The following is an 18,575-nucleotide window of genomic DNA, read 5'->3' on the forward strand; positions in this document are numbered from 1 at the left end:
ATTAATTACCTTCTCGGCTCAGCCATCAGTGAACCGTTTTCATAATCGCCCGGCACTCCTTCAGAATCAGGTCAGCCGCACCCCGTTTCGCCAGCGAGCGGGCAGCACCCGCCATGCTCTGCAAACGCTCGCGGTCGGCGAGCAGGTCGCCCACCAGGCGGGCCAGGAGTTCGGCGGTCAACTCCGCCTGCGGCAGCATCAACGCCGCACCGCGCCGCGCCAGGGCCTGGGCGTTACCGGTCTGATGATCGCCGGTGGCGTGGGGATAGGGGATCAGCAGGGCCGGCCGGCCACAGGCGGTCAGCTCGGCAATCGTCGTGGCGCCGGAACGGCAGACAACCAGCTGCGCCGCGCCATAGGCGGCCACCATGTCGTCGATAAAGGGAACCACCTCGGCGCTCCAGCCGGCGGCCTGATAGCCTTCCTTTACCCGTTCAAAATCGTCACTGCCGGTCTGGTGCCGGATGCGCAGCTGCCCGCGCAGGGGATCGAGGCCGGGCAGAGCGGCCAGCATCAGGTCATTAATGGCCCGGGCGCCGCGGCTGCCACCGAAGATGAGGAGGGAGGCCCCCGACTCGGGGAGCGGCGGGCACTCTTCCATGCCGCTGCGCAACGGATTTCCGGTCACCACCACCTTACCACGATGGAAGGCGCGGTCGGCATCGGTAATCGAGAGACAGACCCGATCGACCCAGGCGGCCAGCAGGCGGTTGGTCAGCCCCGGCCAGGCATTCTGCTCGTGAATCAGGGTCGGTGTCTTGCGCAGCAGCGCCGCGACCAGCGCCGGCGCCGAGGCGTAGCCGCCGACGCCGACCACGACATCGGGGGCAAAGCGATCAAGCACCACCTGCGACTGCCGCACGCTGCGCACCAGCTTGGGGAGCAGACCGAGCTTGCTGCGCCAGCCGCGGCCGACCACCCCTTCGATGTCGACGGTCGTCAGCGGCAGACCGAGCTGCGGCAGCACCCGGGACTCGATACCGCGGGCGGTACCGACGAAATGGACCTGAGCCTCCGGGTCCGTGGCCAGCAACCGCTGGGCCAGGGCCACGGCCGGAAAGAGATGTCCGCCGGTGCCGCCACCGGCCAGCAATAGTTTCATCGCACCTCCCCCGGGGCGTGACTGGAGACGTTGAGGAGGATGCCGACCCCCATCAGGGTGGTCAACAGGCTGGTCCCGCCGTAGGAAAGAAACGGCAGCGCCAAGCCCTTGGTCGGCAGCATCCCCATGACGACGGCGATATTGGTAAAGGCCTGCAGGCCGAGCAGCAGCGTCACCCCGAAAGCGAGGAAGCGGCCAAAATCGTCCGGCGCGGCCAGGGCGGTGCGGATACCGCGCATCACCAGCAGCAGGAACATCGCCGCCACCACCAGCACGCCGATGAAGCCGAGCTCCTCGCCGATAACGCTGAAGATAAAATCGGTGTGCGCCTCGGGAAGGAAGAAGAGTTTCTGCTTTCCTTCGCCGAGACCGTTGCCGAAAAGACCACCGGTGCCAAAGGCGATCCAGCTCTGGATGATCTGGAACCCGCTGTTGGTCGGATCGTCCCAGGGGTTGAGAAAAGCGAGAATCCGCTTGCGCCGGTAGTCGACGTTCATGACCAGGAAATAAAGGAACGGCAGCGCCAGGATCACTACCGACAACAGGTAGCTGAGGCGGGTACCGGCCACCAGCAGCATCACCATGGCGACCGCGGCGATGGTGATCGCGCTCCCCAGATCAGGTTGCAGCAGCAGCAGCACCAGCAGCAGGGCGAGAACCAGCATGTAGGGGATAAAGCCGAGTTTGAAGCTACGGATTTTTTCGCGTTTCTTCGCCAGGGAGTGGGCCATGTAAAGGACCATGCCGAGCTTGACCAGTTCCGCCGGCTGCACCGAAAAGAGGGGCAGACGAATCCAGCGCGAGGCGCCGCCGGCGTGGGAACCGATGCCGGGGATCAGGACTGCCACCAGCAGCACCCCGCAGAGGAGGAAGAAGGGGACGGCGAGCCGCCGCAGGCGGCGGTAGTCGAAGTACATGAAAGCGGCCATCACCAGGAAGCCGATCAGGGCAAAGAGCCCCTGGCGCTTCAGGAAATAGAAACCGTCGCTGTACTTCTTGGCGGCCATGATCGACGACGCGGAATAGACCATCACCACGCCGAAGCAGGTGAGGGCTACGGCGAGCAGCAGGATCGTGGTATCGAATCCCCGGCGCACTTCCACGGTCAGTTCTCCCCCTGTTCCGATAAACCCCGCACGGCGCGACTGAAGACCTCGCCCCGTTCCTCGTAACTCTTGAACATGTCGAAACTTGAGCAGGCCGGCGAAAGGAGGACCGAGCCGCCGGCGGGCGTCTCCTGCCGTGCCAGGCGCACTGCCGCCGGCAACGAATCGGCGCGCAGGGTGCGCGTCAGGCCGCCGAGTTCGGCCGCGATCCGCTCCGCGGCCTGGCCGATCAGGATCAGGCAGGCGACCTTCTCTCGTACCAGGTCGGCAAGGGGCGCATAGTCCCCCCCCTTGTCCTTGCCGCCGGCAATCAGGGTGACCGGGGCGGAAAGCCCGGCCAGACTCTTGACGACGCTGCCGACATTGGTTCCCTTCGAGTCGTTGTACCAGGTCACGCCGTCGAGCACCCGGACCAGGACCATGCGGTGCGGCAGGCCGGGAAAGTCACAGGCGGCCTGCCAGGCCACTGCCGGCGGACATCCTTCGAGGAGTGCAGGCAGCAGCGCCGCCATGACGTTTTCGAGGTTGTGAATCCCCTTCAATTGCAGCTCGGCCGCCGGAAACCGGACTTCGGCGCCGTTCTGGCGCCAGACCAGTTCACCGTCGGCATAGCCCATCCCCTCTGCCAGCAGCCGCGTAGAATCGAACCAGACCTTGCGGGCTAAGATCGCGGCAGCTGCCTCCACCACCAGGGGGTCGGCGGCGTTGAGGATTGCCACCTCGGCGGCCGTCATCCTTTCGAACAGGCGCAGCTTGGCGGCGACGTAGGCGGCCATATCCGCATAGCGGTCGAGATGGTCCGCGCTGAGGTTGAGGAGCAGCCCATAGCGCGGCTGGAAAGTCTCGATCGCCTCGAGCTGGAACGAGGAGAGTTCGGCGACCAGGTAGTCCCAGTCCTGGCGCTGTGTCGCCTCGATCAGCGGGGTTCCGAGGTTGCCGCCGACGAAGGTCTTCTTCCCCCAGGCGCTGAAGACCGCACCCGCGACGCTGGTCGTCGTCGATTTGCCGTTGGTGCCGGTAATGGCGACCAGGGGCGCCGCCAGTTCGGCGGCAGCGACCTCGACTTCCCCAACCACCCGCACCCCGGCGCTGATCGCCGCGGCAATCGCCGGCAGCGTCAGCGGAATGCCGGGGCTGACCACGACCAGGTCGGCACCGGTGAAGAGCGCCGTGGTATGGCCGCCGAGGTCGAGACGGACCCCCCTGGCGCGGAGCGCCTCGGCTTCCGCCAGTTCCGACGCCGGACGGCGATCGGAGAGGGTGACACGTGCGCCGCGTGCGAGGAAATAGTCGCAGAGGGAGCGCCCGGTGCGCCCGGCACCGACAACCATCACCTCTTTTTCCGCATACGTGACGCGCATGTTACCTCAGCTTGAGGGTCGACAGGGCGACCAGGGCGAGAATGATACTGATGATCCAGAAGCGGACGATGATCTTCGGCTCCGGCCACCCTTTGAGTTCAAAATGGTGGTGAATTGGCGCCATGCGAAAGATGCGCTTGCCGTAAAGGCGGAAGGAGGTGACCTGGAAGATCACCGACAACGCCTCGAGGACGAAGATGCCGCCAACGATAACGAGAACGATCTCCTGCTTGGTAATCACCGCGATCGTTCCGAGGGCGCCTCCAAGGGAGAGGCTGCCGACATCTCCCATGAAGACCTGCGCCGGATAGCTGTTGAACCAGAGAAAGCCGAGCCCGGCGCCGACCATCGCGCCGCAGAGGACAGAAAGCTCGCCGGCACCCTGGACGCTGCTGATCTGCAGGTAGTCGGAGAGCTTGGCGTTACCGGCGACGTAGGCAAAGATCAGGTAAGTGCCGGCGGCAATGATCATCGGTCCGATCGCCAGGCCGTCGAGGCCGTCGGTGAGATTGACCGCATTGCTGGCGCCAACGATCACGAGGACCGCAAAGGGGATGTAGAAGATGCCGAGGTCCGGGCGCAATCCCTTGAAGAAAGGGAAGGCCAAAGTGGTCCGGAACGGCGGGTAATAGTAGAGGATAAGCCCGCCGGCCAGGGAGATCAGGATGAGCCAGAACATCTTCTGCCGGGCCGAGAGGCCGTCGCTGTTCTTCAGTTTGACCTTGCGGTAGTCGTCGACAAAACCGACCGCACCGAAACCGACCGTCACCATAAGCGTCACCCAGACATAGATATTGGTCAGGTCGGCCCAGAGCAGCGTCGGCAGAACGATGGCGAGCAGGATCAGGGTGCCGCCCATGGTCGGCGTCCCCTCCTTCTTGAAGTGGGATTCGGGGCCGACCTTGCGGATACTCTGCCCGATCTGCAAATCCTGGAGCTTGCCGATCAGCCAGGGGCCGATAATGAAAGAGATCACCAGGGCGGTAATCGCCGCATAGATCGTCCGGAAGGTGATAAACCGGAAGACGTAAAAGACCGAATACTGGGTGTGCAGTGGATAGAGCAGGTGGTATAGCATCCTGTCAGTCTCCTCGCCCCGTCAACAGTTGCCGGCCGTGGGGCTGGTGGCGGCGCCACGCAGTCCGGCGCTGATCTGCTCCATGCGCATCCCCCGGGATCCCTTGACCAGAATCCGGGCCCCGGGCGCAAGCCATTCCCGCAGCATCGCCAGGGCTTCGGCGTGGTCGGCGGCGACGCGGATTTTCGCTGGCGCCAGCCCCGCCTCCCGCGCACCGGCGGCAAGCTCGGCGGCAAATTTGCCCAGGACCACCAGGCCATCGACCCCGGCAGCCGCGGCGCCAACCTCGCGGTGCAGGGGTGCGGACTGGCTTCCGAGTTCGAGCATGTCGCCCAGAACGGCGAACTTGCCTCCCCCACCACTCTCGGCCAGAGTCTTCAACGCGGCCTTCATCGAGAGGGGGTTGGCATTGTAGCTGTCATCGAAGAGGACCATGCCATCGGCCAGCGGCACCACTTCAAGCCGCCCGGCACGGGAGCGAAATTGCTCCAGGCCGCGGGCGATAACCGCCCCGGCGATGCCGAGGGCATGGGCGGCGGCGGCCGCGGCCAGCGCGTTCGACACGTTGTGGCGACCGGGGACAGCAAGGTTGACCCGCTGCGCACCCTCCGGCAGCTGCAGGGTGAAAGAGATTCCGTTCTCCTGCGGCGCCAGGTCGGCGCCGCGCACCGTGGCAGTGGCGGCCAGACCGTAAAAGAGGCGATGGGCGCCGTTGGCCACCGGCAACGCCGTCACCCGTTCGTCGTCGGCGTTGATCACCGCGGTTCCGCCGGCGGGAAGCGCGGCAAAGAGTTCCCCCTTGGCGCGGGCGACCCCTTCCAGGGTCAGCAGCTCCTCAAGATGCGCCGGCCCGATATTGGTGATAATCCCAATGGTCGGAGCGGCGATTTCGGCGAGCCGGGCGATCTCGCCACGGGCGCTCATCCCCATTTCGAGGACTGCCCAGTGGTGCTCGGGCGTCAACTGGCAGAGCGTCAGCGGCAATCCGATCAGGTTATTGTAGTTTCCCTGCGTCTTCAGGCCGGGCCCGTCGAGGGAGAGGATCGCCGCGAGCATCTCCTTGGTGGTGGTCTTGCCGGAAGACCCCGTTACCGCCAGCAGGGGCCCGGCAAAACCCCGCCGCAATCCGGCGGCAAGGTCGCCGAGGGCGGTCAGGGTATTGACGACGCCGACCACCGGCACCGGGAACCCGGCGATGATATCCTCGCTCAGGCAGACTGCGGCGCCGCGATGGACCGCCTCCGCGAGAAAGTCGTGACCATCGAAACTCGGCCCCCGCAGTGGCACGAAGAGATCACCGGGCCGGATCGTCCGGCTGTCGGTCGAGACCCCGGAGACCGTGGCGCGCGCCGCCGGCGGAAAGATCCGTCCCCCAGTCATCGCAGCAATCTGCTGAATCTCGAGCTTCATCCCTCTTCCTCCCGCTGACGCAGGGCCCGGGCCAATTCTTCGCGATCATCAAAATGGAATTTCTGGCGGCCGACGATCTGGTAATCCTCGTGTCCCTTGCCGGCCACCAGCAGCAGGTCGCCAGCGACAAGGAGAGAGACGGCGAAGTCGATGGCGGCGCGGCGGTCGGGAATCGTCAGGAACCCCTCCTCCCCGGCAGCGGCCGCGGCAAGCGTCAGTTCCCGGTCGGTAACCTTAAGGACTCCCGGACGGATTTCGGCAAGAATTGCCAGGGGATCTTCCGTCCGCGGGTTGTCGGAGGTCAGGATGACCAGGTTCGAGGCCCTGGCGGCGACCTCCCCCATGACCGGCCGCTTAGTCCGGTCGCGGTCGCCGCCGCAGCCGAAAAGGGTAATAACCCGCCGCGGCGCCAGTTCTGCCACCGCCGTCAGCACCTTCTCCAGGGCATCGCCGGTATGCGCATAATCGACCAGGGCGAGGGCGCCGAGGCGATTGGCGACCCGCTCCAGACGGCCCGGCACGGTCGGACAGGCAGAGAGCCCCTGCGCGATCGCGTCCGGCGCGAGGTCGAGGGCGAGACCGGCAGCGGCCGCGCAAAGAATGTTCTGGAGATTGAAGGGCCCCAAAAGCGGCGAATCGATGCGCAGCACCCCCTGCGGGGTCTGCAGTTCGCCGTGAATGCCGTCCAGGTCGACCGTTACGTGGCGGGGATGCACCGCGCCGACTCCTGGCCGGCTGCTGCAGCCGATCCCGGTGGGGAATTCTTCGGCGAGGCGGAGACCGTAGGGGTCGTCAAGGTTGAAGACCGGACGCCCGCCATGGCGCGCCAGCAGTTCGCTGAAGAGGCGGCGCTTGCCGGCGAAATAATGCGCCATGTCACCGTGGTAATCGAGATGTTCCGGGGTCAGGTTGGTAAAGACCCCGACACTGAAGGGGATGCCATCGACCCGATGCTGCACCAGCGCATGGGAGGAGACCTCCATCACCAGGCTGTCGGCGCCGTCGTTGCAGAAGGCGCTGATCTGGCGGAGCAGGTCGAGGGATTCCGGAGTCGTGTGCGAGGCCGGCAGCGACTGGTCGCCGTGGCGGTAGCTGATAGTCCCGAAGAGGGCGGGGGAACGGCCGGCGGCCTGGAGGATCGCCTCGACCAGGTAGCTGACCGTGGTCTTGCCGTTGGTGCCGGTGATCCCGACGACCGGGGTGCCGGCAGGCGGAGCGGAGTAATAGCGGGTAGCCGCCAGGGCGAGGGCAAGACGGGAGTCGCCGACCACGCATCCGGCAATCCCCTCGGGCAGGGCGACGGCCTCCTCGCTGACCACCGCCAAGGCCCCCCGGGCGAGGACGTCGGCAATAAAGGCATGGCCGTCGACCGCGGTGCCGCGCAGAGCGAAAAAGGCGGTCCCGGCACTAACCTGCCGTGAGTCGTAGGCCAGACCGCTGACTTCGCAGTCGCCCGGTCCCTGGCGATGCGTTACAAGGTGTTGCGGAATGAGCCCGGAAAACAGCATAGTACCTGGCATTTTCTTCCCTCGCGGGAATCGTGTCAAATAAAGGGCTCAGGCCGGCGGCGCCAGCCGGACCCAGACTTCACTGCCAAAGTTGATCAACGAGCCGGGCTTGGGATACTGGTCAACGACCCGGCCGCTCCCCTGCAGGCGAATATTCAGCTTAACGTTCTCCATGGTCTGCAGCACCTGCCGGTAACTCATCCCCAGGCAGTTCGGCATGACCGGCGCATCGCCTTCCTTCCGCCCCGGTACAGCAACCGGAACATCGGTGGAGACCTCGTTCCGGGCGAGAATTTCATCCAGGGACGGCAGCCCCCCCGGCCCTACCGGTTCCCGGGGCGGAACCTTGAGATAGCGCAGCCCCTGGGCAGCAATCCGGGAAAAGACCGGAGCGGCGACCAGGCCACCGTAGGTCTGGCCTTCCGGCTCGTCGAGGACGACCAGGATCACCAGCTTGGGGTCGTCGGCGGGAACGAAACCGACAAAGGAGGCGACATTCTTGTCGGTTGAATAGGTCCCGGTGACCGGGTCGACTTTTTGCGCCGTGCCGGTCTTGCCCGCGACCCGGTAACCGGGGACCGTCGCCAGGGTTCCGGTCCCCCCCTCTTCGGTCACTTCCACCAGCATGTCCCGGATCTGCTTTGCAACCGCCGTCGAAATGACCTGTTTGCGCACACTGGGGCGGTGGCTTTCGACCACCTCGCCGTAGGAATTGACGACACTCGCCACCACGTAGGGCTTCATCAGGTAACCGCCGTTGGCAATAGCCGCCGTCGCCATCGCCACCTGGAGCGGCGTTACCGTCAGCCCCTGGCCGAAGCTGATCGCGGCCAGGTCGATCTCGAACCACTGGGACGGTTTCCGCAACAGCCCCGACTGCTCACCCGGCAGTTCCAGGCCGGATACTTCCCCAAAACCGAAGTCGCGCAGGTAGCCGTAATACTTCTCCCGTTCCAGCGCCTTGCCGATCTTGGCCGCGCCGATGTTCGAGCTGACCTTGAGGATCTCCGGCAGTTTCAGACGACCATAGGGATGATGGTCATGGATCGTCTTGCCCCCCACCCGCCAGGAACCGTTTTCGCAATTGATGAAAGTCCCTGGCTTCACCACCCCTTCGTTGAGAGCGGCGGCGAGCAGGAACATCTTGATCGTCGACCCCGGTTCATAGGTATCGCAGAGCGCCCGGTTGCGCCATTGCCCGGGCCGGTAGCGGTAAAAGGCATTGGGATTGAAGTCGGGCTGGCTCGCCATCGCCAGGATCTCGCCGTTGGCCGGGTTGAGAACCACGACCGTTCCGGCCCGCGCATGACTCCCCTTGACGCCGGCCGCCAGCTCCTTCTCGGCGATGAACTGGAGGTTCTTGTCGAGGGTCAGGTGAAGATCGCTCCCCTGCTCGCCCCCCTGCACCATCTCCTCGCCGCCGCCGATCCCGCGCCCAAGCGCATCCCGTTCCATCACCAGGAAGCCCCCCTGGCCGAGAATCAGCGAGTCATACTTGAGCTCCAGCCCCTCCAGCCCTTCCGGATCGAGCCCGGTAAAGCCGATGACCTGGGCGCCCAGTTCCGAGTTGGGATAGAAGCGGCGATGCTCCCGGGTAAAGCCGACACCTTCGAGGTTCAGCGCCCGCACCAGCTCGCTTTCGCGCGGGGTGATCTGGCGTTTCAGCCAGAGAAACCCCTTCTCCGAATCGAGCTTGGCGCGGACTGCAGCGACCTTCAGACCGAGGGCATCGGCCAGCAGGCGCGCCGTCCGCGGGCGGTCAGTCACCTTGGTCGGTTCGAGGTAGACCGAATCGACCTCCAGGCTGACGGCGAGCGACTCCCCGTTGCGATCGTAAATCGTCCCGCGTTTTGGGATCAGCGGGATCACCTTTTGATGCTGGCGCTCGGCACGCCGTTCCCAGTTGGCCTGGCCCAGAACCTGGAGATGGAAGGCACGCGCCGCAACAAACCCGAAAGCCGCCAGAAAACAGAGGCCTACCAGGCGAATGCGTACCCGAACCCACTTCTCCATACTCACCCTCGATCAGCGATCCACCGGAAACAGACCGGGAGATCGCTCAGTTCACGGTAATCACCTGTTGCGGGGTCGGCAGATGCAGTCCCAGCCGCTGGCGCGCCACCTGCTCGATCCGCTGCGGGCTGCTCAGGCTTGCCACCTCCACCTGCAGCCCGCGGGATTCCTGCTGCAGGTTGCGCAGTCGTCCTTCGAGGCTGGAGATGTCGTACTCGAGGTTGGTCACCTGCAGTCGCGACCAGACGTAAAAGAGGGAAACCGCGAGCAGCAGGGCCATGAACAGCAGCACCGGCAAGAGCCGCGGCCGGTGTAGAGCAAAGCCGTTAATCTTGGGGATCGGTCTCAGGATGGTCTGGGACATAACGCCCTCCGTAAATAGCAGGCCCCCGCCGGGGGAGCCGTGGCAGTTCAGTTGATACGGCGAACCCCGCGCAGCACCGCACTGCGGGCCCGGGGGTTGGTCTCGACTTCGGTCTCATCGGCCCGCAGTCCGCGCCGGGTCAAAAGCTCCACCCGCGGGGTGTGGCCGCATTGGCAGATCGGCAGCCGCGGCGGGCAGATGCAGCCTTTGGCTTCCTCGACGAAAAGCCGCTTGACGATCCGGTCTTCCAGGGAATGAAAACTGATCACCGCCAACCTCCCACCAAGGTTGAGCAGGCCAATCGCCGCCGCAACGCCCCGGGCGACATGGTCGAGTTCGCCGTTGACGGCAATGCGCAGCGCCTGGAAAACCCGGGTCGCGGGATGGATCCGCGCCGGCACCCGCCCACCGGGAACGACATCCCGTACCAGTTCGGCCAGCTCCAGGGTCCGCAACAGCGGCGCCTCCTGGCGCCGGGCGACGATCTTGCGGGCGATCCGCCCGGCAAAGCGCTCTTCGCCGAACTCCCGGAAAATCTGCTGTAACTCCTCGGCGCTCGCTTCCGCCAGCAGTTCGGCGGCCGTCGCTCCCCGGGTCGGGTCCATGCGCATATCAAGAGGAGCATCCTGGCGAAAGGAGAAGCCGCGCTCCCCCGCATCGAGCTGGTGCGAGGAGACCCCGAGGTCAAGCAGGATGCCGTCCACCCCCGCGATCCCCTTGGCGGAGAGGATGGCGCCGGCATCGGCGAAGTTGGCATGCTCCAACTCAAATCTGCCGGCATAGGGTTGCAGGGTTGCCGCTGCCTTGGCCAGAGCCGCGGGATCGCGATCGAGGCCGATCAGGCGACCATCCGGGCCGCTCGCCTCCAGCAGCAGCCGGGCATGACCGCCACCACCGACCGTCCCGTCGAGATAGACCCCCCCAGGTCGTGGTTGCAACAGGTCGAGGACCGCGCCGGGCATGACCGAGAGATGCTGAAAGTCGCCTCCCATCAGGGGAGCTCCAGCGTCTCGACCAGATCAGGGTTGGCAGCCAGGGCATCGACCGCCTGGCTGACGACCTCGTCATAACGACGCTGACTGAAGATATCGATCCGCTGGAAATTGCCGACGATCACCACGTCCCGCTCGTCATCGTTCAATCCCGCCCAGAGGCGCAGCGGCTTGCTCAGGGGGATACGCCCCTGGGCGTCGAACTTGACCGGGGTATGGGGTGCGATATAGATACGGTTGAGCTGGGTGCGCTCAGCGGCGCTCGGATGCTGCTGGATGGTGCGGGAGAAGGCGGCCCAATCGGCCGGTAGAAAGGCGGTCAGACCGCGGTCGCGGTTCTGGGTCAGCACCAGGCCATCTTCACCCGCAGCCGTGAGCAGATCCCGGAACTCCTTGGGAATACTGGCCCGCCACTTGGCGTCAATGGTGTTGACATAGGCGCCGCTGAATTCCATCCCACCTCACAATGACACTAATACCCACTAAATCCCACCAATTGGCACGACTATATCGGCCACCCCACACCTTGTCAAGGAGTTTTTCCACTTAATTAAGGGGTTAGGGAGCGCCGGCAGGGGGAGAGAAACGGCGGGAGGATGGGTCGCGGGGAGAAAGTTCAGGGGGTGGGCCGGGGACCTTCCGGGAGGAGCATTTCGATCGCTTCGACGCGGCGATCGACAACCTTGCGAACTGTCAGGGTGACGCCGTCGACCTGGCAGCCGTCCCCTTCCTGCGGAATGGTGCCAAGGGTGCGCATCAGCAGGCCGGCAAGGGTATTGGCGTGTTCTTCGGAGAATTTGAGTTTGAAACGGCGATTGAGGGTACGCAGGGAGGCACTGCCGTCGACCAGGAAGCGGCCCGGCCCGAGTTCGCGGACCAGCACCTCCTCAACGTCGTATTCATCCTGTATTTCGCCGATGATCTCCTCGACGATATCCTCCAGGGTGACGATCCCCTCGACGCCGCCATATTCGTCGATCACCATTGCCAGGTGCAGATGACGGCGACGGAAGGACTGCAGCAGGGTCTCGATCGGCTTCGACTCGGGGACGAAATAGGGTGGCCGGGCGAGTTCCCGCAGCGAGAACTCACCGCGGTTGCCGACAAAATTGAGGATGTCCTTGGAGTGGATCACCCCGACGACATTGTCGAGACTCCCCTCGTAGACCGGAAAGCGGGAGTGCCGCGCCTGCTGCACGATCGGCAGCACGCTCTCGAAGGACTCGCCGACTTCGATGCCGACGACCTCGGTACGGGGGATCATGACATCACGGACCCGGATCTGCGACAGTTCAAAGACCCCGTGGAGCATGCGCCGCTGTTCCTTGGCGACCACCCCGGTCTGTTCGCCCACCGAGATGATCGAACGAATCTCGTCCTCGGAGATCAGCGGCCGCGCCGCTTCTCCCTTCAGCAGCCGGGTCAGCAGCCGGGAGACGCCGGTCACCATCCAGACCACCGGGGTAAGGACCCACATCACCACCAGGATCGGCCGCAGAACCAGGAAAGAGAGCTTTTCCGGGTAGCGGGCGGCGTAGGTCTTGGGGCAGACCTCGGAAAAGATCAGCAGCAGCGGGGTCAAAACGAGGATCGTCATCAACTCGCCACGATCGCCATAAAGCTCGACAAAGAGTGTGGTGGCGAAGACCGAAGCGGCAATATTCACCAGGTTATTGCCAACCAGGATGGCGCTCAGCAGCCGGTCGGGGTGCTCGAGGACGGCCTCGAGACGATCGGCGCCACTGCGGCGTTTTTCGACCAGGTACTTGAGGCGCAATTTGTCGAGCGACATCAGGGCCGTTTCCGAACCGGAAAAGAAGGCGGAAAGGACGAAGAGAATGCCAAGGGTGGCGAGGTGGAACAGTTGTGCTTCGGACATGAGTGACCCTGAAGGGAAGATCGTCCCGGCAACCGCCGGTGTTTTGGGGGGATCATACCCCAAGTCGGCGGCGCTGACAAACAAGTTGTGACTGGCGATTGCCAGGCATGGGCCCACTGTGCTATGAAGAGAACCACCCGGCCGCACAGCGGCCAACACCCTCGGCAGGAACCTTTTCATGGCAGACAAAGCAACCCTGGATCAGTACCGCGAACTCTGCGACCAGCTTCGCCACCACAACTACCGTTATTACATTCTTGACCAGCCGGAGGTTTCCGACGCCGAGTACGACCGCCTGTTCCGCCAGCTGCAGGAGCTGGAAGCGGCCCACCCCGAGCTGGTGACGCCGGACTCCCCGAGCCAGCAGGTCGGGGCGCCGCCATCGACCCGCTTTACCCCGATTCCCCATGCCCTGCCGATGCTGTCGCTGAAAAATGTCCGCAATGCCGGGGAATTCGTCGATTTCGATCAGAGCCTGCGGCAGACTTTTCTCGGTGCCAGCAGCGAAATCGAGTATGTCTGCGAAATGAAACTCGACGGCGTGGCGGTGGAACTGGTTTACGAAGAGGGGCGGCTGCAGTACGCCAGCACCCGCGGCGACGGCCTGGTCGGCGAAGAGATCACGGCCAACCTCAAGACCCTGGCGACGATCCCCTGGCAACTGACCCCTCCCTTCCCGCCGCTTCTCGATGTCCGCGGCGAGGTCTACATGGAGCTGCGCGACTTCCAGCGCCTCAACCGGCAGCAGGAGGAAAAGGGGGAGAAGACCTTTGCCAACCCGCGTAATGCTGCGGCCGGCAGCCTGCGCCAGCTCGACCCGCGGGTGACGGCGCAGCGCCCGCTGAAAATCTTCTGCTACGGCATCGGGCGCTGGCAGGGAGAGCGGCCGGCAACCCATCGCCAGCTTCTCGAACGGCTCGCCGCCTGCGGCCTGCGGGTCAACCTCGCCGAGACCTCCCTGGCGACCGGCGGTGAAGCGGTCATCGCGGCATTTCACGCCCTGCAGCAACGCCGCGACCAGCTCCCCTACGAGATCGATGGCATGGTGGTCAAGGTCAATGCCCTGGCACTGCAGGAGGAACTGGGGGAGATCAGCCGCTCGCCACGCTGGGCCGTCGCCTGCAAGTTTCCGCCGCGGCAGCGGGAGACCATCCTTGAAAAGGTCGAACTGCAGGTCGGCAGGACCGGCGCCATCACCCCCGTCGCCCACCTGCGACCGGTGGAAGTCAGTGGCGTGACGGTCTCCCGGGCCAGCCTGCACAACTGGGACGAAATCGAGCGCCTCGGCCTGCAGATCAGCGATCATGTCATCGTCGAACGGGCCGGGGATGTTATCCCGGACATCGTCGCCGTGGTCAAGGAGAAGCGCAGCGGCAAGGAAACCCCGATCCCCTTTCCGGCCAGCTGCCCTGAGTGCGGCGTGCCGGTCTCGCGCCGCGACGGGGAAGTGGTCCCCCGCTGCGGCAACGCCCACTGCCCGGCACGCACCATCGAACGTTTGCGCCACTTCGTCTCCCGTGACGCCATGGATATCGAGGGGCTGGGCGAAAAGCAGCTCACCGAACTGATCGGCCTCGGGCGGCTCGAAACCTTCAGCGACCTCTACCGCCTGAAAAAGGACGATTTCTTTGCCCTGGAACGGATGGGGGAGGTGCTGGCGGAGAAGCTGTTGGACGCCATCGCCGCCAGCAAAAAACGCCCCCTGTCCCGCTTTCTCTTCGCCCTCGGTATCCGCCACGTTGGCGAGCATACCGCCAAAATCCTCGCCAAGCGATTCGCGACCATCGCCGACCTTGCCGCCGCCGACCGCGAAGAGCTGAAGCGGATTCACGAAATCGGCGACAAGGTGGCGGACTCGCTGACCGACTTTTTCCGCAATCCGCAGCAGTTGCAACTCCTCGCCGAACTACAGGCGGTCGGCGTCGACCCACAGCCGGAGGTGACCGTCGACCGCGATGGCTCCCTGACCGGCAGGACGCTGGTAATCACTGGCACCCTCAGCCGCTGGTCGCGCACGGAGGCCGAAGCCTTGGTCGAGAGCCGGGGCGGCCGGGTTGCCGGCTCCGTCAGCAGCAAGACCAGCTACGTGATCGCCGGCAGCGACGCCGGGAGCAAGCTCGACAAGGCGCACCGGCTCGCCATACCGGTGCTGGATGAGGAGGCATTCCTGCGCCTGCTGGAGGAGGGGAAGACCGATGGAGCCGGCTAGGGTACTGGTCACGATCCGTGGACGGGTCCAGGGGGTCGGCTTCCGCTACTTCACCCTGCGCGCCGCACGGGAGCTCGGGCTGAGGGGCTGGGTGCGCAACCTGCCCAATGGCGACGTGGAAGCACTCTTTGAAGGGGAGCGAGCGACGATCGAGGAGGCGCTGGCGACCTGTCGCCAGGGACCGCCCGCCTCCCGGGTGGAGGAATTGCACTGCAGCTGGCAGCAGCCCGGCGACACCTTGATCGACTTTTCGATCCGCTGACCCAAGGCCGGAGCCTGCCTCACGCTGCTGTTCAGGCGGGGAGTGGTGCCGGGGCCAGGTAGCGGTCGAGGAGGGAGAAGATTTCCTGACTCTTGAAGGGCTTGTGGACAAAGGCGACGGCGCCGGCGCGGCGCCCGGTTTCAGCATCGGCCTTCTCATTGCGGGCCGAGAGAAAGATAACCGGGATCTCCCGGGTCGCCGGATCCTCCTTGAGCATCCGGCAGGCCTTGAAGCCGTCGAGGTTGGGCATCATCACATCGAGCAGGATCAGGTCGGGACGTTCCTTCTGCGCCATCTCGATCCCCTCGACACCGTCACTGGCATAGACCACCTGGTAGCCGCGCAGGCGCAGAATCGTCTCCAGCAACCGCAACACGCTCTGGTGATCATCGACCAGCAGAACCTTCTTTTCCCCCGCCATTACGCCTCCTCGTCCTTCATCCGCAGCACCTCGCGATAGACTTCATCCCCCGAGACGCCGAGTTCCCTGGCGACTTCCCGCGCCAGCTGCCGTGGCGGCAGGTCGCTGGTGCGCCGTTTGCGCAGCAGCGCTTCGCGCACCGTCTCCTCCGGTCGTACCGGTAACGCCGGGGCGAGCACCAGTACCAGCTCGCCCCGAACCCGACCGGCGCCGAAATGTTCCAGCGCGGTGCCGACGGTGCCGCGGAAAATCTCCTCGTGCAGCTTGGTCAACTCCCGCGCCACCGTCAGCCCCCGCTCCGCTCCGTAGACGGCCACCAACTCCTTCAGGGTAGCCAGCAGGCGATGGGGCGCCTCGTAGAAGACGAGGCTCCTCTCCTCGGCAGCCAGGCGTTCGAGCTGGCTGCGCCGCGCCGCCGCCCGGCTGGGGAGGAACCCCTCGAAGGCGAAACGATCGACCGGTTGGCCGGCCACCGACAGGGCCGTGATGGCCGCCGCCGGGCCCGGGACCGGCACCACCGCATGGCCCGCCTCGAGGCAGCGCCGCACCAGCAGGTAGCCGGGGTCGGAAATCGCCGGCGTTCCGGCATCGGTGATCAGGGCGAGGGAACGCCCGGCGGCGAGGTGACGCAGCAGCTCGTCACTCTTGCGCAGCTCGTTATGGGCAAAACAGGAGGTGAGCGGCGTGGCAATGCCGTAGTGGCTGAAGAGCTTGCGGCTGTGGCGGGTATCTTCCGCCGCCACCAGGTCGACCTCGCGCAGGATGCGCAGAGCCCGGAACGTCAGGTCCTCGAGGTTGCCGATCGGCGTCGCGACCACGTAGAGGGTCCCGCCACCGTTCACCGCCACTTCACTCACCCGCAGCACCTTCGCGGCGATCGAGCTCATCGAGCCAGAGCCGCGCCACGGCGTCGCTGGGCATGCGCCAGTCCCCGCGCGGCGAGAGGGCGACGCTGCCGATCTTCGGCCCGTCCGGCAGACAGGAGCGCTTGAACTGCTGGCTGAAGAAGCGCTGGTAGAAAAGGCGCAGCCAGCGGCGCAGCTGGCTCCTGTCATAGTTGCCGGCAAAAGCCCGCTCGGCGAGAAAGAGAATCTTCGCCGGCGGAAACTGCAGGCGCAGGGCATGGTAGAGGAAGAAGTCGTGCAGCAGATAGGGACCGACCTGCTCCTCGGTGCGCTGTTCGATCTCCCCGTTGGCGGCCGGCGGCAGCAATTCAGGGGAGACCGGGGTGGCGCTGATATCGTGGAGGATTGCGGCGCAGCGGCCGCTGAATTCCTCCTCGGCGCACCAGTCGACGAGGTAACGGACCAGGGTCTTGGGCACCCCGCAGTTGACCGCGTACATCGACATGTGGTCGCCGTTGTAGGTGCACCAGCCGAGGGCCAGCTCCGAGAGGTCGCCGGTGCCGATGACGAGGCCGCCGACCTGGTTGGCGATATCCATCAGCAGCTGGGTCCGTTCCCGGGCCTGGGCATTCTCGAAGGTGATGTCATGCTGGGACTCGGGGTGGCCGATATCGGCAAAATGCTGGCGAACCGCCGCGTCGATCGGGATGGTGCGCAGCTGCACCCCGAGCTGCCCGGCGAGCCCGACCGCGTTGTCGCGGGTGCGTGCGGTGGTCCCGAAGCCGGGCATGGTGACCGCAACGATGCCGCTGCGCGGCAGGTCGAGACGGTCAAAGGCGCGGCAGGTGACGAGCAGCGCCAGGGTCGAGTCGAGGCCGCCGGAAATGCCGAGCACCACCTGGCGGCTCCCGGTATGCAGCAGGCGCTTGGCGAGACCGGTCGTCTGCAGGGCGAAAATCTCCCGGCAGCGCTCGGCCCGCTCATCGTCATCACCCGGCACAAAGGGCATGGCCGGCACCGGGCGGGAAAAGCTCGCCGCCGGCGTCTCGCCCAAGGGGAAGTCGATGAAGCGCGGCACTTCATCGGCGGCAGCGTCGACGAAACTGCTGCTGCGCAGCCGTTCCCCCACCAGCCGCCCGAGATCGACATCGGCATGGCTGACCACGGTTTCGAAACGGAAGCGCTCGCTTTCGACAAGGAGCTGGCCGTTCTCGGCGATCAGGGAATGGCCGGAGAAGACGAGGTCGGTGGTCGACTCCCCGGGCCCCGCCGAGGCGTAGGCATAGGCCGCCAGGCAGCGGGCCGACTGGCCGCAGACCAGCTCGCGGCGATAGCGCGCCTTGCTGAGAAGTTCCGGGCTGGCCGAGAGGTTGGTCAACAGGGTCGCGCCCTGGGTCGCCAACCGGCCGCTCGGCGGATTGACGGTCCAGGCATCCTCGCAGATCTCGATGCCGATCCGGCAGGCGTCGAACCCTTGCGCCCGGAAGATCAGGTCGGTACCGATCGGCACCGTCCTCCCCCGCCAGTCGAGAGTCGACTGGCGCAACAGCGCTGCCGGCGCAAACCAGCGCTTTTCGTAGAATTCCTGGCTGTTGGGCAAAAACTGTTTCGGCACCAGTCCGCAGAGCTGCCCACCAGCGAGAAAGGCGGCGCAGTTGAAGAGCCGGTCGCCGATCGCGACCGGCAGGCCGACGATCAGCGCCACGCCCTCCCGGGCAGCGACGGCAGCCAACTCGTCGAGGGCGCTGGCCGCAGCAGCGACCAGCAACGGTTGCAGAAAGAGGTCGGCGCAGCTGTAGCCGGTGAGGGCGAGCTCCGGCAGGACCAGCAGGCGGCAGTGGCGTTCGCCGGCCAGGCGCACGGCGGCCGCCGCCTGTTCGAGATTGTAGGGGACGTCGGCGACCCGCAGCGCCGGGCTGGCGACAGCGACCCGCAGGAAGCCGAAGCTGGAGAGATTTTTGCACATGCAATGGCCCTGTTGGCGATGGTTATGCCGGCCGGAAATGCCGGAAATGCCCTTTATTC

Annotated in this window: 16 protein-coding genes; 2 read left to right on the forward strand and 14 right to left on the reverse strand. The window is 65.4% G+C overall.

Translation table 11 applies throughout. The annotated features are described in order from the left end of the window. Positions 1 to 25 precede the first annotated feature (25 nt). From murG to ACYQ8E_RS07790, 11 genes are all read right to left on the reverse strand, one after another. Positions 26 to 1,102: an undecaprenyldiphospho-muramoylpentapeptide beta-N-acetylglucosaminyltransferase gene (gene murG, locus ACYQ8E_RS07740; RefSeq protein ID WP_066728043.1), complete on the reverse strand. Its 1,077-nt coding sequence runs from the start codon at positions 1,100 to 1,102 to the stop codon at positions 26 to 28. Continuing rightward, positions 1,099 to 2,211, reverse strand: coding sequence for a putative lipid II flippase FtsW (gene ftsW / locus ACYQ8E_RS07745; protein ID WP_442856866.1), 1,113 nt, complete (start codon positions 2,209 to 2,211; stop codon positions 1,099 to 1,101). Before ftsW ends, murG begins: the two co-directional genes overlap by 4 nt. Continuing rightward, positions 2,208 to 3,569: a UDP-N-acetylmuramoyl-L-alanine--D-glutamate ligase gene (murD, locus tag ACYQ8E_RS07750; RefSeq protein WP_066728049.1), complete on the reverse strand. Its 1,362-nt coding sequence runs from the start codon at positions 3,567 to 3,569 to the stop codon at positions 2,208 to 2,210. The genes ftsW and murD overlap by 4 nt, the downstream gene beginning before the upstream one ends. A 1-nt stretch (position 3,570) precedes the next feature. Continuing rightward, a complete protein-coding gene (gene mraY / locus ACYQ8E_RS07755; protein WP_459860575.1) occupies positions 3,571 to 4,647 on the reverse strand; it encodes a phospho-N-acetylmuramoyl-pentapeptide-transferase in 1,077 nt (358 codons plus the stop codon). A gap of 21 nt (positions 4,648 to 4,668) precedes the next feature. Beyond that, a complete protein-coding gene (locus ACYQ8E_RS07760) occupies positions 4,669 to 6,057 on the reverse strand; it encodes a UDP-N-acetylmuramoyl-tripeptide--D-alanyl-D-alanine ligase (RefSeq protein WP_066728054.1) in 1,389 nt (462 codons plus the stop codon). Beyond that, positions 6,054 to 7,577, reverse strand: coding sequence for a UDP-N-acetylmuramoyl-L-alanyl-D-glutamate--2,6-diaminopimelate ligase (locus ACYQ8E_RS07765; RefSeq protein ID WP_231875336.1), 1,524 nt, complete (start codon positions 7,575 to 7,577; stop codon positions 6,054 to 6,056). The genes ACYQ8E_RS07760 and ACYQ8E_RS07765 overlap by 4 nt, the downstream gene beginning before the upstream one ends. A 36-nt stretch (positions 7,578 to 7,613) precedes the next feature. Next, the gene (locus ACYQ8E_RS07770; protein ID WP_066728058.1) at positions 7,614 to 9,578 is read right to left on the reverse strand and encodes a penicillin-binding protein; all 1,965 of its coding nucleotides are present in this window, start codon (positions 9,576 to 9,578) and stop codon (positions 7,614 to 7,616) included. A gap of 46 nt (positions 9,579 to 9,624) precedes the next feature. Beyond that, on the reverse strand, positions 9,625 to 9,942 hold the full coding sequence (ftsL, locus tag ACYQ8E_RS07775; protein ID WP_066728060.1) for a cell division protein FtsL: 318 nt from the start codon (positions 9,940 to 9,942) through the stop codon (positions 9,625 to 9,627). A 47-nt stretch (positions 9,943 to 9,989) separates the two neighbouring features. Then, positions 9,990 to 10,934, reverse strand: a complete 945-nt coding sequence (gene rsmH, locus ACYQ8E_RS07780) for a 16S rRNA (cytosine(1402)-N(4))-methyltransferase RsmH (protein WP_066728061.1) — start codon at positions 10,932 to 10,934, stop codon at positions 9,990 to 9,992. Next, positions 10,934 to 11,389: a division/cell wall cluster transcriptional repressor MraZ gene (locus ACYQ8E_RS07785; protein ID WP_066728062.1), complete on the reverse strand. Its 456-nt coding sequence runs from the start codon at positions 11,387 to 11,389 to the stop codon at positions 10,934 to 10,936. Before ACYQ8E_RS07785 ends, rsmH begins: the two co-directional genes overlap by 1 nt. A gap of 161 nt (positions 11,390 to 11,550) precedes the next feature. Beyond that, the gene (locus ACYQ8E_RS07790; RefSeq protein WP_066728064.1) at positions 11,551 to 12,813 is read right to left on the reverse strand and encodes an HlyC/CorC family transporter; all 1,263 of its coding nucleotides are present in this window, start codon (positions 12,811 to 12,813) and stop codon (positions 11,551 to 11,553) included. A 178-nt stretch (positions 12,814 to 12,991) separates the two neighbouring features. Between ACYQ8E_RS07790 and ligA the strand changes: the two genes are divergently transcribed. Beyond that, positions 12,992 to 15,022 carry an NAD-dependent DNA ligase LigA gene (gene ligA, locus ACYQ8E_RS07795; RefSeq protein ID WP_066728066.1) on the forward strand — a complete coding sequence of 677 codons (2,031 nt, stop codon included), beginning with the start codon at positions 12,992 to 12,994 and terminating at the stop codon, positions 15,020 to 15,022. Further along, positions 15,009 to 15,284, forward strand: a complete 276-nt coding sequence (locus ACYQ8E_RS07800; RefSeq protein ID WP_066728069.1) for an acylphosphatase — start codon at positions 15,009 to 15,011, stop codon at positions 15,282 to 15,284. Before ligA ends, ACYQ8E_RS07800 begins: the two co-directional genes overlap by 14 nt. A 31-nt stretch (positions 15,285 to 15,315) precedes the next feature. On the opposite strand, the gene ACYQ8E_RS07805 is transcribed toward ACYQ8E_RS07800, so the two are convergent. The 3 genes from ACYQ8E_RS07805 to ACYQ8E_RS07815 are packed head-to-tail and all read right to left on the reverse strand — an operon-like array spanning position 15,316 to position 18,516. Further along, positions 15,316 to 15,705: a response regulator gene (locus ACYQ8E_RS07805; RefSeq protein WP_066728070.1), complete on the reverse strand. Its 390-nt coding sequence runs from the start codon at positions 15,703 to 15,705 to the stop codon at positions 15,316 to 15,318. Then, positions 15,705 to 16,592: a 16S rRNA (cytidine(1402)-2'-O)-methyltransferase gene (gene rsmI, locus ACYQ8E_RS07810; protein WP_066728072.1), complete on the reverse strand. Its 888-nt coding sequence runs from the start codon at positions 16,590 to 16,592 to the stop codon at positions 15,705 to 15,707. Before rsmI ends, ACYQ8E_RS07805 begins: the two co-directional genes overlap by 1 nt. Further along, a complete protein-coding gene (locus ACYQ8E_RS07815; protein ID WP_066728074.1) occupies positions 16,555 to 18,516 on the reverse strand; it encodes an NAD(+) synthase in 1,962 nt (653 codons plus the stop codon). The genes rsmI and ACYQ8E_RS07815 overlap by 38 nt, the downstream gene beginning before the upstream one ends. Positions 18,517 to 18,575 lie beyond the last annotated feature (59 nt).

Source organism: Desulfuromonas carbonis, assembly GCF_054658035.1.

What these genes read in the sequence shown, in the direction of transcription:
- ACYQ8E_RS07790 (WP_066728064.1), bottom strand. Translation starts at nt 12,813, where the DNA reads ATGTCCGAAGCACAACTGTTCCACCTCGCCACCCTTGGCATTCTCTTC.
- ACYQ8E_RS07785 (WP_066728062.1), bottom strand. Translation starts at nt 11,389, where the DNA reads ATGGAATTCAGCGGCGCCTATGTCAACACCATTGACGCCAAGTGGCGG.
- ligA (WP_066728066.1), top strand. Translation starts at nt 12,992, where the DNA reads ATGGCAGACAAAGCAACCCTGGATCAGTACCGCGAACTCTGCGACCAG.
- ACYQ8E_RS07805 (WP_066728070.1), bottom strand. Translation starts at nt 15,705, where the DNA reads ATGGCGGGGGAAAAGAAGGTTCTGCTGGTCGATGATCACCAGAGCGTG.
- murD (WP_066728049.1), bottom strand. Translation starts at nt 3,569, where the DNA reads ATGCGCGTCACGTATGCGGAAAAAGAGGTGATGGTTGTCGGTGCCGGG.
- ACYQ8E_RS07815 (WP_066728074.1), bottom strand. Translation starts at nt 18,516, where the DNA reads ATGTGCAAAAATCTCTCCAGCTTCGGCTTCCTGCGGGTCGCTGTCGCC.
- ACYQ8E_RS07760 (WP_066728054.1), bottom strand. Translation starts at nt 6,057, where the DNA reads ATGAAGCTCGAGATTCAGCAGATTGCTGCGATGACTGGGGGACGGATC.
- murG (WP_066728043.1), bottom strand. Translation starts at nt 1,102, where the DNA reads ATGAAACTATTGCTGGCCGGTGGCGGCACCGGCGGACATCTCTTTCCG.
- rsmI (WP_066728072.1), bottom strand. Translation starts at nt 16,592, where the DNA reads ATGAGCTCGATCGCCGCGAAGGTGCTGCGGGTGAGTGAAGTGGCGGTG.
- ACYQ8E_RS07765 (WP_231875336.1), bottom strand. Translation starts at nt 7,577, where the DNA reads ATGCCAGGTACTATGCTGTTTTCCGGGCTCATTCCGCAACACCTTGTA.
- mraY (WP_459860575.1), bottom strand. Translation starts at nt 4,647, where the DNA reads ATGCTATACCACCTGCTCTATCCACTGCACACCCAGTATTCGGTCTTT.
- ftsL (WP_066728060.1), bottom strand. Translation starts at nt 9,942, where the DNA reads ATGTCCCAGACCATCCTGAGACCGATCCCCAAGATTAACGGCTTTGCT.
- ACYQ8E_RS07800 (WP_066728069.1), top strand. Translation starts at nt 15,009, where the DNA reads ATGGAGCCGGCTAGGGTACTGGTCACGATCCGTGGACGGGTCCAGGGG.
- rsmH (WP_066728061.1), bottom strand. Translation starts at nt 10,934, where the DNA reads ATGGGAGGCGACTTTCAGCATCTCTCGGTCATGCCCGGCGCGGTCCTC.
- ACYQ8E_RS07770 (WP_066728058.1), bottom strand. Translation starts at nt 9,578, where the DNA reads ATGGAGAAGTGGGTTCGGGTACGCATTCGCCTGGTAGGCCTCTGTTTT.